Below are 14293 nucleotides of genomic sequence, written 5' to 3'. Positions count from 1 at the left end.
TTCTCGATGAGAGCCGCGCGCGGCTTCACCTTGGTCGAGTTGCTGGTGGTGCTGGTGATACTCGGCGCCCTGACCGGCATGGCCGTGCTCGGCAGCGGCATGGCCGCCAGCCCGGCGCGCCAACTACACGACGAAGCCGAGCGTCTGGCTGGCCTGCTGCGCGTGCTGCTCGACGAAGCCGTGCTGGATAACCGCGAATACGGTGTGCGCTTCGAGCGTCAGTCCTACCAGGTGCTGCGTTACGAGCCGCAGCGTGGTCAGTGGCAGGCGCTGGAAGACGACGCCAGGGTGCACGGCCTGCCCGACTGGGTGGAGCTGAGCATCGAGCTGGACGAACAGGCCCTGACCCTGCCCAGCCCTACCGGCAAGGGCGCGGCGAAGATGCCAGTACCGCAGCTGCTGATCCTCTCCAGCGGCGAGCTCAGCCCGTTCCGCCTGCGCCTGTCCGGGCGCGAGCGCGGTGGCCCGGCGCTGCTGATTTCCAGCGACGGCTTCAGCGAGCCGCTGATCGAGGCGGAAAAGTCGCCGGGTAAGGCGCCATGAATCGCGCGCGCGGTTTTACCCTGCTGGAAGTGCTGGTGGCCCTGGGCATCTTCGCCCTGGTCGCCGCCAGCGTGCTGACCGCCACCGCGCGTTCACTGCAGACCGCCGCGCGCCTGGAAGACAAAACCTTCGCCCTGTGGCTGGCGGACAACCGCATGCAGGAGCTGCAACTGGCCGAGACGCCGCCGGACGACGGCAGCGAGAAGGGCGAAGAAACCTACGCCGGGCGGCGCTGGCTGTGGCAGAGCCAGGTGCAGGCGACCAGCGATCCGGGCATGCGCCGCGTCACCATCTGGGTGGCCTTGCGCCCCGAGAGTGGCTTGCGCGGCAAGGTCGAGGAGCAGGCGCTGGTGACCCTCAGCGGCTTCCTCGGGAGCGAGCCATGAGGCGCAACCGTGGCTTCACCCTGCTCGAACTGCTGATCGCCATTGCCATCTTCGCGCTGCTCGGCCTGGCCACCTACCGCATGTTCGACAGCGTGATGCAGGCCGACCGCAGCCAGCGTGCCCAGGAGCAGCGCCTGCGCGAGCTGACCCGCGCCATGGCAGCCTTCGAGCGCGATCTGCTGCAGGTGTGGCGGCGACCGGTGCGCGATCCGCTGGGGGACGTGCAGCCGAGCATGCTCGGTGACAGCGGTACGGCCAGCAACCTGGAGTTCACCCGCAATGGCTGGCGCAATCCACTCGGCCTGAATCGCGCCACCTTGCAGCGGGTGCGCTGGCAGTTGCAGGGCGAGCAATGGCAGCGCAGTTACTGGGCGGTGCTGGATCAGGCGCAGGACAGCCAGCCGCGCGTGCAGCAGGCGCTTGGCGGGGTGCAGCGTTTCGAACTGCGCTTTCTCGATGATGAGGGGCGCTGGTTGCAGAGCTGGCCGCCGGCCAATAGCAGTACAGAGGATTCGCTGACCTTGTTGCCCAAGGCCGTCGAGCTGGTTATCGAACAGCGTCATTACGGTGAGTTGCGGCGCCTCTGGCGTCTGCCGGAAACCGCCGAACAGGTCCAGCCGGGCGTGCCTGGTGGCGACGGCGGCGAGTTGCTGCCTGAAGAGCCCGTGCCGGAGCCGTCAGCATGAGTCGCCAGCGTGGGGTGGCGCTGATCACCGTGCTGCTGGTGGTGGCCCTGGTCAGCGTGGTCTGCACCGGTTTGGTACTGCGCCAGCAGCTGGCCATCCGCAGCACTGGCAACCAGTTGCTGGTGCGCCAGGCGCAGTACTACGCCGAGGGCGGCGAGCTGCTGGCCAAGGCGATCCTGCAGCGTGACCTGCGCGAGGGCGATCCGCGCCAGCCGCTGGATCATCTGGGCGAGCCCTGGGCCAACCCGAAACTGAGTTTTCCCCTGGATGAAGGCGGCGAGCTGCGCCTGCGCATCGTCGATTTGTCCGGGCGCTTCAACCTCAATAGCCTGGCCAACGGCAGTGCAATTGCCCTGGAGCGTTTGCGCCTGCTGCTGCAGCAGCTGCAGATTCCTGTCGAATATGCCGAGCGCCTGCAGGACTGGCTGGATCAGGACCAGGAAAACCTCGGCGGCAATGGCGCCGAGGATGCCCAGTACCTGCTGCTGCAGCCGCCCTATCGCACCGGGCCCGGGCTGATTCGCGAGGTGTCCGAGCTGCGCCTGCTGCTGGGCATGAAAGAGGCCGAGTATCGGCGTTTGCTGCCGTTCGTCTGCGCCTTGCCGGTCGAGGCCAGGCTGAATGTGAACACCGCCAGCGCCCAGGTGTTGGCCAGCCTGAACGCGAATGCTTCAGCGTCGGCGCTGGATGGGGTGGTGGCCATGCAGCAACGCGGTGGTTATCGTGACCTTGCGGGTTTTGCCCAGCAGCTCGGCATGCAGGACACAGCGGGTCTGGATATCGGCAGTCAGTATTTTCAGGTGATCAGCGAGGCGAGCCTGGGCGAGCGCCGCCAGGTGCTGGTCAGTTATCTGCAACGTGGCAATGATGGGCGCGTCCGTGTGCTGGCGCGTGATCTGGGGCAGAGCGGCATTGCGCCGCCTGAGCCCTCCAAGGAGTCCAAGCAATGAGTGCGCTTTGTGTGTTTCTGCCGCCGGCAGCCTGTTCTGTCGTCGATCCCGAGCTGCCGGTGCGGCGCGTGCAGAGTGGGGCGGTCGAGCCGTTGCCGTTTGCCACGGCCGTGCCGGCGGCAGATCAGGCCTGGCGGCTGATTTTGCCGGTGGAGGCGGTGACCGTGTGTGTCGTGCAGTTGCCGACCACCAAGGCGCGCTGGTTGCAGAAAGCGCTGCCGTTCGCCGTGGAAGAGCTGCTGGCCGAGGATGTCGAGCTGTTCCATTTGTGCGTCGGCGAGACCCTGGCCGATGGTCGTCAGCGCGTGTATGCCGTGCGTCGCGACTGGCTGGGCGCCTGGCTGGCGCTCTGTGGTGCCTGTCTGCCGCAGCGAATAGAGGTGGATGCCGACCTGCTCGGCGGTGAAGGCAGCCAGTTGCTTTGCCTCGGCGAGCGCTGGTTGCTCGGCGGCAGCGGTGAGGCGCGCCTGGCCCTGCAGGCGCCGGATTGGCCGCAGCTGCAGGCGCTCTGTCCGGCGCCACGGGTGGCGCATGTGGCGGTCGGTCAGGCCGTGCCGGCGCAGGTCGACGAGTGCCACGAACTGGCCCAGCCCTATGTCTGGCTGGCCCAGCAGAAAGCGGGCGGCAACCTGGCCCAGGGTGCCTTCGCCCGTCGCGAAACAAGCCATGATCTGGGGCGCTGGCGTCCGCTGCTGGCGCTGCTCGGTCTGTGGCTGGTGCTGCAGTGGGGCTTCAACCTGGTGCAGGGCTGGCAGTTGCAGCGCGAGGCCGAGGGCTACGCCAGCGCCAGCGAGGCGCTGTACCGCGAGCTGTTCCCGGATGACAACAAGCTGATCAACCTGCGTGCACAGTTCGATCAGCACCTGGCCGAGGCCGAAGGCAGCGGGCAGAACCTCTTGCTCGGTCTGCTCGATCAGGCGGCGCAGGCGATCAACGCCGAGGGCGCGCAGGTGCGCGTCGAACAGCTGGATTTCAATTCCCAGCGCGGCGACCTGGCGTTGAACCTGCAGGCCCAGGATTTCGCCGCCCTGGAGCGCTTGCGTACGCGCCTGCAGCAGGCAGGGCTGGTGGTCGAGATGGGCTCGGCCAGTCGCGAGGACAATGGCGTCAGTGCGCGCCTGGTGATCGGGGGTAATGGATGAGCCGTTTCAATCGACTGACTGAGCCACTGCAGGCGCGCCTGGAGCAGCTTGGCCTGCTGCCGTACTGGCGCGGCCTGCCGTCGCGTGATCGTCTGGCCCTGGGCCTGCTCGGTCTGTTCCTGTTGCTGGCGCTGCTCTACCTGGCGCTCTGGCGCCCGGCGGCGCAGCAGGTGGTGCAGGCGCGTGACTACCTGCAGCAGCAGCGTGTCTTGCACCAGTACTTGCAGGAGCATGCGCCGCAGCTGCGTGAGCAGAGCGGCAAGCCGCAGGTCAGCGTCGATCCGGCGCAGTTGCAGGGTCTGGTGACTGCCAGCGCCAGCAGCCATGGACTGAATGTCGAGCGCCTGGACAGCCAGGGCGACGGTGCCGTGCAGGTCAGCCTGCAGCCTGCCGAATTCAGTCGCTTGCTGCGCTGGCTGGTGAGCCTGGAAGAGCAGGGCGTGCGGGTCGACGAGGCCGGCCTGGAGCGGGCCGACAAGGAGCTGGTGAGCAGTCGGCTGTTGCTGCGCAGTGGCGCTTGAAAATCACCGTCAGGAGGCATTACGGCTCGTCTTTGCACTAAAAATGTGCGGGCTTATAGCGCCCGTCTGCAGCGACTGCGTGCCTGATGACGGGGCGGGGAAATACTCGCTAAAACCACCTCAAAGAAAAAAACTTCAAGCAGGGTGTTGACTTAGGTGAGCCAGCTGCGTAAATTTCGCCACCTCGCAAGGCTACTCGGGTGATTAGCTCAGCCGGGAGAGCATCTGCCTTACAAGCAGAGGGTCGGCGGTTCGATCCCGTCATCACCCACCAGTCTCTTGCGAGAACCGACGCGCAGCGGTAGTTCAGTCGGTTAGAATACCGGCCTGTCACGCCGGGGGTCGCGGGTTCGAGTCCCGTCCGCTGCGCCATATTAGAGAAGCCCTCAGCTCGCAAGAGCTGGGGGTTTTTCGCATCTGGCGGAAAAATTTTTACTGTCATCGCCTTGTCATCGGGAATCTTCAGGCTGTTGGCATGGTCTTTGTTTAGGTCATGCCGTCACAACAGGAGAAAGCCCAATGGATGATTACGTAGAAGAACTGCTTGACTGTCACGCCGATGAGCGCGATCCGGCGGAACCCGCCGAAGACGCCACCGAGCTGTGAATGCTCTCAGGGCTGTAGGCGCTGGTGGCGGCGGAACTCCCCCGGAGTCTGCCCGCTCCAGCGCTTGAAGGCCCGCTGAAAGGCCTCTGCCGAGGCAAAGCCGAGCAGATAGGCAATTTCGCCGAACGCCAGTTCGGTATCGCGGATATAGGCCATCGCCAGATCGCGCCGGGTATCGTTGAGAATCGCCCGGTATTGCGTCCCTTCTTCCGCCAGCTTGCGCCGCAGTGTCCACACCGGCAGTTGCAGGCGTGCCGCCACTTCCTCCAGATCCGGTTCCCGGCCATGCAGCAATGGCCCTAGCAGGCGCGTGATGCGCTCGCGCAGGCTGCGGGTGCGGGTCAGTTGTTCCAGTTCGCGTTCGCACAGGGCTAGCAATTGCTGCCAGGTACTCGGGCAGTGCGCCGGGTTGCGCAGCGCCAGGCTGGCCTGGTTCAGGCGTAGCTGGTTGGCGCCGGCGGAGAACTCCACCGGGCAACCGAAAGCGGCGCCATAGCGCTCGGCATAGCTGGGGGCGGCGAACTCGATCTCGACCTTTTCCACTTTCAATGGCATGTCGGCCAGTTGGCCCAGGTGGCTGTGCCAGCCGGCCAGTACCGAATCGACCACGAAACGGTTGTAGGCGTTGTACGGGCTGATCGAATAGAAGCGCAGCCAGGCACCCTGGCTGTCTTCGTGGAAACTCGACTGGCCGCGGTAGTTGTGCGCATACAGCGGCTCGAAACGCGTGAGGGTGCGGGCCGCTTCACGCAGGTTGGGCGCCTGCGCGGCAGTGATGCCGGCCAGCCCCAACTGGCTGAGGTGGCTGAGGCGGCCCATGCACAGGCCCAGGGCCGGCTCGCTGCATTGCTGCATGGCCGCGTGGCCCAGGCGCATGTAGCGTGGAATGGACAGGCGCCCCTGCGGCTCTGCCAGGCGCGCGGCGTCCAGGCCGAACTGGGCGAGCAGGGGGGCAGGATCCTGTCCGGCTTCGCGCACGGCGGCGATCAGGCCGTGGATGAAACCCACGGACAAGTCGCCCAGGCGCACACGTGAGCTTTTCAGGGCGCGACCCAGAAATTCAGCAACTGGCTGTGGCTGTCAGACGTCGCTGCCGTGAGCCGCAGGTGGATCTGATCGGTTTGCAGCGGCCAGAGCCGGCCACGCAGGAATGTCACGCTGCTGGCGATGCTCTGGTTGCGCCGCAAGGTGACGATTTCGAGCGGTGGGCCATTGCCACCATTGCCCTGGGTGCTGAGCAGATCCTCGCCCAGCGTCTGCTCGATGGGCTGGGGTGCGACGCTGCTGGCCAGCAGGCTCTGGCTGCGTGGCGGGCCGAGGATGCTGCCATCGCTGGCGAAGGTCAGGCCGAACGCCTGCAGCTCGCCATAACCGGTGACGATGCGGCCATCGAGCAGTTGCGGTGAGGGCAGGGTGATGCTGCCGGCGTGCAGGGTCACGGCGTGCTTGCGCGCCAGATGGGTGAAGACCTTGAGGTAATCGTCCGCCGCTTGTTGCGCCTTCATGCGCAGCAGCAGTTCGTTCCAGGAGGCGTCATCGGTGAATAGCCAGGTGCGCAGCAGGCTGAGCGGATTGTTCAGTGCCAGCTGCAGTTTCACCTCGTCGAGGCTGCGGGCGCTATAGACCTGCGGTTTTTCGTGGCTGAGCAACAGCCAGGTGCCGATTTGGGCGGGCAGGATCACCACCGTCTCCGGCGTCAGCAGGGCGTTGTCGCGTGCCTGTAGCAGGATGCTGTCGAGCTTGCGGCTGAGCTGTTGCGGGCTGCTGTAGTCGCTGGGATACAGGGCGGGGTTGAGGGTCAGCAGGTTGCCGTGCCAGTCCGCAGGTCCGCCCAGCTCTGCGATATCGGTGCGCAGATCGGTGAGGTAGTGGCCGGGTGGTGCGTCGCGCAGCCAGAACAGGTAGCTGCCGGCGAGGCCGAGCAGGAGGGTGGCGAGTAGCAGGGAGAGCAGAATACGCATGGCGGTGCTGTTGAGGGATTCGTCGATGAGGGTAGGGGAGTGAGCCGACAAAGCCAAGTCGAGCTGCTATTTTTGATCAATAAGTTGTTAGTTTTGATCATTGAGCGCCCGGCGGCGGCTCTTTATCTTCTGCTGCATAACCGATCGCGGTCCTGTTGAGACTGCGGCATCCCGTGAATTGCTCAAGCCTGCTCTGGAGAACTCCATGACCGCTCGTTACCCGCACCTGCTGGCTCCCCTCGACCTCGGCTTCACCACCCTGAAGAACCGCACCCTGATGGGCTCCATGCACACCGGCCTGGAAGAAAAGGCCAATGGCTTCGAGCGCATGGCGGCCTACTTCGCCGAGCGCGCCCGCGGCGGTGTCGGCCTGATGGTCACCGGCGGTATTGGCCCGAACGATGAGGGCGGCGTGTATTCCGGCGCAGCCAAGCTGACCACCCCGGAAGAAGCGGAAAAGCACAAGATCGTTACCCGTGCGGTGCACGAGGCGGACGGCAAGATCTGCATGCAGATCCTGCATGCCGGCCGTTATGCCTACAGCCCGAAATCGGTAGCGCCGAGCGCGATCCAGGCGCCGATCAACCCGTTCAAGCCGAAAGAGCTGGACGAGGAAGGCATCGAGAAGCAGATCCAGGACTTCATCAACTGCTCCGTGCTGGCCCAGCAGGCCGAGTACGACGGCGTCGAGATCATGGGTTCGGAAGGCTACTTCATCAATCAGTTCCTGGTGGCCCACACCAACCACCGCACCGACCGCTGGGGCGGCAGCTACGAAAATCGTATGCGTCTGCCGCTGGAGATCGTCCGCCGCGTGCGTGAGGCCGTCGGCCCGAACTTCATCATCATCTACCGCCTGTCGATGCTCGACCTGGTCGAAGGCGGCAGCACCTGGGACGAGATCGTCCTGCTGGCCAAGGCCATCGAGAAGGCCGGCGCGACCATCATCAACACCGGTATCGGCTGGCACGAAGCGCGCATCCCGACCATCGCCACCAAGGTACCGCGTGCCGCGTTCACCAAGGTCACCGCCAAGCTGCGCGGCGAGGTGAGCATTCCGCTGATCACCACCAACCGCATCAACACCCCGGAAGTGGCCGAGCAAGTGCTGGCCGAAGGTGACGCCGACATGGTCTCCATGGCGCGCCCCTTCCTCGCCGACCCGGATTTCGTCAACAAGGCCGCCGCCGGCCGCGCCGACGAAATCAACACCTGCATCGGCTGCAACCAGGCCTGCCTGGACCACACCTTCGGCGGCAAGCTGACCAGCTGCCTGGTCAACCCGCGTGCCTGCCACGAGACCGAGCTGAACTACATCCCGACCACCACGGTGAAGAAGATCGCCGTGGTCGGTGCCGGTCCGGCGGGCCTGTCCGCTGCCACCGTGGCCGCCGAGCGTGGCCACAGCGTGACCCTGTTCGATTCCTCCAGCGAAATCGGCGGCCAGTTCAACGTGGCCAAGCGCGTGCCGGGCAAGGAAGAGTTCTTTGAAACCCTGCGCTACTTCAAGCGCAAGCTGGAAACCACCGGTGTCGATCTGCGCCTGAATACCCGCGTCAGTGCCGATGATTTGGCCAAGGGCGGCTTCGACGAGGTCATCCTCGCCACCGGTATCGCCCCGCGCACTCCGGCCATTCCGGGCATCGAGCACGCCAAGGTGATCAGCTACCTGGACGCCATCCTGCAGCGCAAGCCGGTCGGCCAGAAGGTCGCGGTGATTGGCGCCGGCGGTATCGGCTTCGACGTGTCCGAGTTCATCACTCACCAAGGCGAGGCGACCAGTCTCAACCGCGAGGAGTTCTGGAAAGAGTGGGGCATTGACGGCGCGCTGGAAGCCCGTGGCGGCGTGGCGGGTATTCAGGCCCACCCGCACCCGGCGGCGCGTGAAGTGTTCCTGTTGCAGCGCAAGAAATCCAAAGTCGGCGACGGCCTGGGCAAGACCACCGGCTGGATCCACCGCACCGGCCTGAAGAACAAGAATGTGCAGATGCTCAACTCGGTCGAGTACCTCAAGGTCGACGATGCCGGCCTGCACATCCGTATCGGCGAAGGCGAGCCGCAGGTGCTGCCGGTGGATACGGTGATCGTCTGCGCCGGCCAGGATCCGCTGCGCGAGCTGCAGGATGGCCTGGTTGCCGCCGGGCAGAACGTGCATCTGATCGGCGGCGCCGATGTCGCCAGCGAGCTGGACGCCAAGCGCGCGATCAACCAGGGCTCGCGCCTCGCCGCCGAACTCTGACCGATAAACGCCCCGCACGAAGCGGGGCGTTTTGCATCTGGCTCATAACAATAAGGAGAAGCCCGTGTCCGCTAACCTTCAACTGCAACCGGCAGCTGCCGCCACCCTCGCGCAGTGGCATGGCCTGATGCAGAACAATGATCTGCGTCCGTTGCCTGAATTGCTGCACCCGCAAGCGGTGTTCCGTTCGCCCATGGCGCACAAGCCCTATGCTGGCGCGCCCATGGTCTCGCTGATTCTCAATACCGTGAGCAAGGTGTTCGTCGACTTCGTCTATCACCGCGAACTGGCCAGCGCCGATGGCCTCAACGTGGTGCTGGAATTCAGCGCCAAGGTCGGTGAGCGTGAGCTCAAGGGCATCGACATGATCCGCTTCGACGAGGCCGGCAAGATCGTCGAGTTCGAGGTCATGATTCGGCCGATGAGCGGCCTGCAGGCCCTCGGTGAGGAGATGGGCAGGCGTCTGGCCCCCTTTCTGGCAGCCAAGCCGGCCTGATTGCGCAAAACCCCATCACAGTTTGATCCTGCCGCCGGCGCATCTGCGGCTGGCGGCAGGTGACTGCCAACCCAGTCACATTGCCCGCTTTGCATTTTCCCCTAGACTTGCCTGAGGCAGGGAGTGATGCCTGTTTTACCGGTTTCGCGTGCCCAGGAAGATGGCTCGCAAGACAGCACGTGTCAGCCAGGTGTCGCGAGGAAAGTCATGAGCATGCAGAACAAACCGCAGATGGTCGAAGCCGTGATGTTCTTCAGTGAACAGCGCGGTATCTGCAAGGAAATGTTCTTTCCCGAGTTCGAGGCATTGCTCGACGGTGTGGTCAACATGCCGGAGTTCGCCGACGAGCAGGTGCGCATGGCCTACCTGCTGGTCAACCCGCGCCTGTTGATCCGCTCCGTGGTGTTCTTCTACCTGGATTTCGACGAAAAAGGCGCTGCCGATACGGGCTGGAACCTGCCGCTGCGTCATTTGGCCGACAACGCCGGGCGCGGCCCCGATCTGGGTGCCGGTCCTATCCGCCTGGCCTGTCGCAGTCAGTGCCCGGTGTCCTGGCACCAGATGCACCTGTGGGACCCGAGCCTGGCGCCGGGCAAGAATGATCTGGTGCTGCTGCGCGATGCGGTCAAGCGTAACGCCCTGGGCCTGCTGGTGGAGGATGATTCCGCCGCGATGGTATCGCCCGAGCGCCTGCAGATGGTGGCCGAGGACAAGTGGCAGGCGCCTGACGCCGTGCGTGAGGCGGCGCAACAACAGGTCGAACAGAAGGATCAGGAACATCGCCTGAAGACCGCTCAGCTGATCAAGCAGCAGCGGTTGCGCATCACCACCCTGGGCAAACAGTACGAAGAAGAAGTAGCCCGCCTCAAGCTGGCCGGCGAAGAGCGCCTGCGCAGCCTGCAGACCGAAGTGCACAACCTGCACCAGGCCCTGCGTCAGCAGGAAGAACTGAACGCCAGCCTGAAAGAGCAGTTGGGCGGGCAGGGTGCGACCCTGCAGAAAAGCCGCGAGGAAATGACCCAGCAGCTGCGTGCTCTGGAGCGTCACGGGCGAACCGAGGTGGATATCCTGCGCTCACAGTTCGAGAGCGAGTTGCAGGCCAAGGTGGCGGCTGCGGTGGCCGAATATAAAGAGCAGGTGGCCATTCGTGATGTCGAACTGGCCTATCGCACCGAGCAGGACACCCAGCTGCAGCAGGATCTGGAGCGCCTCAAGCGCGAGCGCGACGAATTCGCCAGCCAGGGCGGCGGGCAGATTCTCGAACGTCTTTCCAAGCTCGGTGTGGTGTTCGTGGTCTATCACCCGGGCGCCGGGCACCTGACCATCCCGCTGCAGGATATTGCCCGTTACCAGGACAACCCGATGAGCTATGCCGCGGCCAAGTGCTTCGTCTCCGAGGCGCAGTATCGTCAGTGGCTGAGTCATTACCAGCAGCCCACCTGCGAGGCGAGCTTGCCATCCGGTGATCGCTGCGCGATGCCGATCGACCGGGTGGAAACCCCCAGCCGCTTCGTTATCGGCGATTCCAACTGCTGCGCCCGGCACAAGGCAGGTAGCCGCTTGCGTACCGTCAGCTAGTGACGCTGCGCGTTCCGCACTGGACGCCGCGTGCGCCTCTGCAGCGGTTGTCTCTGGGCTGGCTGGCGACTGCGGGTGTCGAGGTGGCGGTGCTGCGTCTCGATCTGCTCGATCCGCTGATTTGCGGCAACAAGTGGTTCAAGTTGCTCCCGCATCTGGCCGCTGCCGAAGCCGCCGGGGCCGACGGGCTGATCAGCCTGGGCGGCGCTCATTCCAATCATCTGCATGCGCTGGCTGCAGCCGGGCAGCGCTTCGCTTTCCCGACGGTGGGCTTGCTGCGTGGCGAGCCCCAGGACACCCCGACCACTGACGACCTGCAGGCCATGGGCATGCACCTGCACTGGCTGGGTTACGGCGGTTATCGCGCGCGCCATCAGGCAGGCTTCTGGCTGCCCTGGCAGGACCGCTATTCACATTTGCATCCAGTGGCCGAAGGTGGCGCCGGGTTGCCGGCGGCACAGGCCTGCGCGGCTATAGTTGAAATGGCGCAGGGGCAACTGGCGCCACTGGGCTGGGCCGATTATCAGGGTTGGTGGTTGGCGGCGGGTACCGGTACCACCCTGGCCGGGTTGGTACTGGCCGAGGCGGGGCGCCACCCGGTACATGGGGCGCTGGCCGTACCGCCGGGGCAGGGGGTGGAAAGTACCGTGATCAACTTGCTGGCTGAGGCCGGGCAGGCAACTGGCGGTTATCGTCTGCTGGATGCCAGTCGCGGTGGTTTCGCCCGGCTAGACGCAGATTTGGCGGCGTTCATCGACGAGGCGCAAGCCGAGTCCGGCCTGCCTCTGGAACCTGTCTATACGGCCAAGGCGCTGCTGGCATTGCGCCGCGAGGTTGAGGCCGGTTACTTTGCGCGGGGCACGCGCCTGTTGTTTCTGCATACTGGTGGTTTGCAGGGGCGCAGGGCTCACGCGGGTCGCATGCAGGAGTTGGCTGTGCCATGAGTAGTGATGCCGACAAGAACAATCAAAGGATAGGTTCTGATGAGTGAGCCCCTGAATCCCGAACAGTTGCGCAGTTTCACCCCGCTCAATGTGCTGTCCGAACAGCAATGGCGGGAGTTGCGCAGCCAGTTGGTGCCGCAGCACCTGCTGGCCGGGCAGTTGCTGTTTCGCCAGGGCGACCAGGCACGTACCACCTACTATCTGCTGTCCGGCGAGCTGCTGTTGTGTGGCGTCGATGGCCAGGAAGAGCGCCTGCAGGCCGGCACTGCAGTCAGCTGCCACCCGCTTTCACCGAGCCTGCCGCGCCTGCATGAGGCACGTGCGCTCAGCGATGCCAGCGTGCTGGCACTGGACAGCGCGACCCTCGGACGCTTGCTGACCTGGCGTCTGGCTTACCAGGACCTGCTGCTGGAGCTGGCGGGTAACGGTGAAGACACCGAATGGCTGGAGCGGCTGCTGGAAAACCCGCTGTTCACCAAGGTCCCGCCGGCCAACGTGCGCGCCATGCTCGAACGCCTGCACCCGATCGATCTGCCGGCCGACAGCCGCGTGCTGGTCGAGGGGGAGAGCGGTGACTGCTGCTATTTCCTCAAGAGTGGCCGCGCCGAGGTGATTCGCGGTGCCGACAGTGCGCGCCAGGTGCTGGCCGAGCTGGAGATTGGCGCGTGTTTTGGTGAGGAGGCGCTGCTTTCCGATCAGCCACGCAATGCCAGTGTCACCATGATCGAGGCCGGTGTGGTGCTGCGCCTGGATCGCCAGGATTTCTTCTCCCTGCTCAAGGCGCCAGTGGTCGACGAAGTCTCCTTCGGCGAGGCGGCGCGCCTGCTGGGCAATGGCGCGCAGTGGCTGGATGTGCGCCTGCAGGACGAGTACGAACGCTCCCATGCCCAGCACTCCCTGAACATGCCGTTGCAGCTGCTACGCCTGAAGACCCGTCTGCTGGACAAGGGCAAGACCTACCTGTGTTACTGCGACAGTGGCAAACGCAGCGCCAGCGCGGTATTCCTCCTCTCCCAGCTGGGTTTCAGCGCCTACGCCCTGCGCGATGGCCTGGATGCGCTGCCGCCGATTCAGCGTGATGCCCTGCTCTGCGAAAGCGGCCCGGGCTATCTGGCTCGTTCCGGCGGGCGTACCGAACGCAGTCACTGAAGTGTGCCCGCAGTGCGGGCGCTTATCGGGCTGATGCGCTTTCCCGTAGGAGCGAGCTCTGCTCGCGAATCAAGCCAACTCGTGCCCCTTCGCGAGCAGAGCTCTCTCCTACAGGGATGCCGCGTTCGGCCAGTCGTCGCTGACCAGGAAGACCCGCTCGGCCTCCCGCCAGTCGCCATCTGCACCCGCCTGCAGACGTACCAGCAGCTGTGCGGGGGCCGTTGGCGCCAGGCTCTCCAGCCAATCGCGCTGTTGCTCGGCTGAGCAGAGCTGATCGGTGGCCAAGCGTGCCGGCGCCAACCAGGCCTGGCGCGGCAGAACCTGCCAGTGCGCCTCTTTATCCTGCGCGGTGAAGTCTGCCCACTCGCGCCGATGCAGCCAGTGCCCGCGCAGGTGCTGCAGATTGGCGCCGGTTGGCGTATCGCAGGGGGTTGCCCAGGGATAGAACAGGTAGCCGCTCAGCCACATGCCCGGCTGCGCGGGTTCCGCGCTAATGCCGGCCAATGCGCTGCGCCCCTGCGGCGTGGCCGATAGCGGCAGCTGGTGCGCGGCCATGTGCTGCAGTTTGAGCCCCAGGCGATCGTCACTGGCCGGGCCCAGCCAGTGCCCGGCTTCTGTGCCGGGATCTCGACGTGGGCCGAGGTAGAGCTTGATTGCCAGCTCCAGATGATGAACGCCGTCCGCATCGCGCAGCAGCAGGTCCAGTTCGCCGAGGGTGCGGCCCTGGGCGCGGATTGGCAGGTTAGCGGCCAGCACGTGCACATCCGGCGCTGCCTGCAGGGCGAATTGCCAGAGACGCTCGTAATAACGGCCAAGGCGACTGGAGCCGGTGGCGAGAAACTGCTGCAGGACATGGCTGTCTCGTTCCAGGCCCAGCAGCCAGTCGCCTAGTCGATGCGGCTCGCGCAGCCAACTGCTGGCCGTCAGCGGATGGCGCAGCGGCAAGCCGGCGCTGTCCTGCAGCAAAGGCGGGGCGAGCAGGGCCCAGGCCAGGTCGCGTACCTGGGGTTGGCGCAGCTGTTCGAGCAGCTCGTCGAGGCGGGGTAGGGTGTGCATTTGCCGAGCATAGCCGAGGCCGGTTTGCCGCTGTGC

At 65.2% G+C, this 14293-nt stretch carries 14 protein-coding genes and 2 tRNA genes; 13 read left to right on the top strand and 3 right to left on the bottom strand.

All coding sequences use genetic code 11. The annotated features are described in order from the left end of the window. Positions 1-6 precede the first annotated feature (6 nt). From gspH to HNE05_RS12575, 8 genes are all read left to right on the top strand, one after another. A complete protein-coding gene (gene gspH / locus HNE05_RS12610) occupies positions 7-543 on the top strand; it encodes a type II secretion system minor pseudopilin GspH (protein ID WP_173207731.1) in 537 nt (178 codons plus the stop codon). Next, positions 540-929, top strand: coding sequence for a type II secretion system minor pseudopilin GspI (gspI, locus tag HNE05_RS12605; RefSeq protein ID WP_173207729.1), 390 nt, complete (start codon positions 540-542; stop codon positions 927-929). Before gspH ends, gspI begins: the two co-directional genes overlap by 4 nt. Beyond that, on the top strand, positions 926-1615 hold the full coding sequence (gene gspJ / locus HNE05_RS12600) for a type II secretion system minor pseudopilin GspJ (RefSeq protein ID WP_173207726.1): 690 nt from the start codon (positions 926-928) through the stop codon (positions 1613-1615). The genes gspI and gspJ overlap by 4 nt, the downstream gene beginning before the upstream one ends. After that, positions 1612-2565, top strand: coding sequence for a type II secretion system minor pseudopilin GspK (gene gspK, locus HNE05_RS12595; protein ID WP_173207723.1), 954 nt, complete (start codon positions 1612-1614; stop codon positions 2563-2565). Before gspJ ends, gspK begins: the two co-directional genes overlap by 4 nt. Continuing rightward, positions 2562-3707: a type II secretion system protein GspL gene (gene gspL, locus HNE05_RS12590; protein WP_173207720.1), complete on the top strand. Its 1146-nt coding sequence runs from the start codon at positions 2562-2564 to the stop codon at positions 3705-3707. Before gspK ends, gspL begins: the two co-directional genes overlap by 4 nt. Beyond that, positions 3704-4228 (top strand): type II secretion system protein M, encoded by a 525-nt coding sequence (locus tag HNE05_RS12585; RefSeq protein WP_173207716.1) that lies wholly within the window; start codon positions 3704-3706, stop codon positions 4226-4228. Before gspL ends, HNE05_RS12585 begins: the two co-directional genes overlap by 4 nt. 198 nt (positions 4229-4426) lie before the next feature. Further along, a tRNA-Val gene (locus tag HNE05_RS12580) sits at positions 4427-4502 on the top strand. A 21-nt stretch (positions 4503-4523) separates the two neighbouring features. After that, positions 4524-4600 (top strand) — tRNA-Asp (locus HNE05_RS12575). Positions 4601-4840: 240 nt separating this feature from the next. Here HNE05_RS12575 and HNE05_RS12570 read toward each other — a convergent pair. Both HNE05_RS12570 and HNE05_RS12565 read right to left on the bottom strand, forming a co-directional pair. After that, positions 4841-5878 (bottom strand): AraC family transcriptional regulator, encoded by a 1038-nt coding sequence (locus tag HNE05_RS12570; protein ID WP_173211669.1) that lies wholly within the window; start codon positions 5876-5878, stop codon positions 4841-4843. Continuing rightward, the gene (locus HNE05_RS12565; RefSeq protein WP_173207713.1) at positions 5875-6795 is read right to left on the bottom strand and encodes a hydrolase; all 921 of its coding nucleotides are present in this window, start codon (positions 6793-6795) and stop codon (positions 5875-5877) included. The genes HNE05_RS12570 and HNE05_RS12565 overlap by 4 nt, the downstream gene beginning before the upstream one ends. Before the next feature lie 205 nt (positions 6796-7000). Between HNE05_RS12565 and HNE05_RS12560 the strand changes: the two genes are divergently transcribed. From HNE05_RS12560 to HNE05_RS12540, 5 genes are all read left to right on the top strand, one after another. Continuing rightward, the gene (locus tag HNE05_RS12560) at positions 7001-9034 is read left to right on the top strand and encodes an NADPH-dependent 2,4-dienoyl-CoA reductase (RefSeq protein WP_173207710.1); all 2034 of its coding nucleotides are present in this window, start codon (positions 7001-7003) and stop codon (positions 9032-9034) included. A gap of 127 nt (positions 9035-9161) precedes the next feature. Continuing rightward, positions 9162-9530 (top strand): nuclear transport factor 2-like protein, encoded by a 369-nt coding sequence (locus HNE05_RS12555; protein ID WP_173211668.1) that lies wholly within the window; start codon positions 9162-9164, stop codon positions 9528-9530. A 207-nt stretch (positions 9531-9737) separates the two neighbouring features. Beyond that, a complete protein-coding gene (locus HNE05_RS12550; RefSeq protein WP_173207707.1) occupies positions 9738-11108 on the top strand; it encodes a chromosome partitioning protein ParA in 1371 nt (456 codons plus the stop codon). Then, entirely contained in the window at positions 11108-12052 is a 945-nt protein-coding gene (locus HNE05_RS12545) for a 1-aminocyclopropane-1-carboxylate deaminase/D-cysteine desulfhydrase (protein WP_173207704.1), read from the top strand. Before HNE05_RS12550 ends, HNE05_RS12545 begins: the two co-directional genes overlap by 1 nt. A 39-nt stretch (positions 12053-12091) precedes the next feature. Further along, positions 12092-13201: a cyclic nucleotide-binding domain-containing protein gene (locus HNE05_RS12540; RefSeq protein ID WP_173207701.1), complete on the top strand. Its 1110-nt coding sequence runs from the start codon at positions 12092-12094 to the stop codon at positions 13199-13201. Between the two features lie 108 nt (positions 13202-13309). Here HNE05_RS12540 and HNE05_RS12535 read toward each other — a convergent pair whose 3' ends face one another. Further along, positions 13310-14257, bottom strand: coding sequence for a DUF1853 family protein (locus HNE05_RS12535; RefSeq protein WP_173207698.1), 948 nt, complete (start codon positions 14255-14257; stop codon positions 13310-13312). Between the last annotated feature and the right edge of the window lie 36 nt (positions 14258-14293).

The organism is Pseudomonas campi (assembly GCF_013200955.2).
Lineage (GTDB): Bacteria > Pseudomonadota > Gammaproteobacteria > Pseudomonadales > Pseudomonadaceae > Aquipseudomonas > Aquipseudomonas campi.
The sequence above is the reverse complement of the archived record's forward strand: the minus strand, read 5'-3'. Positions and strand labels throughout refer to the sequence as shown.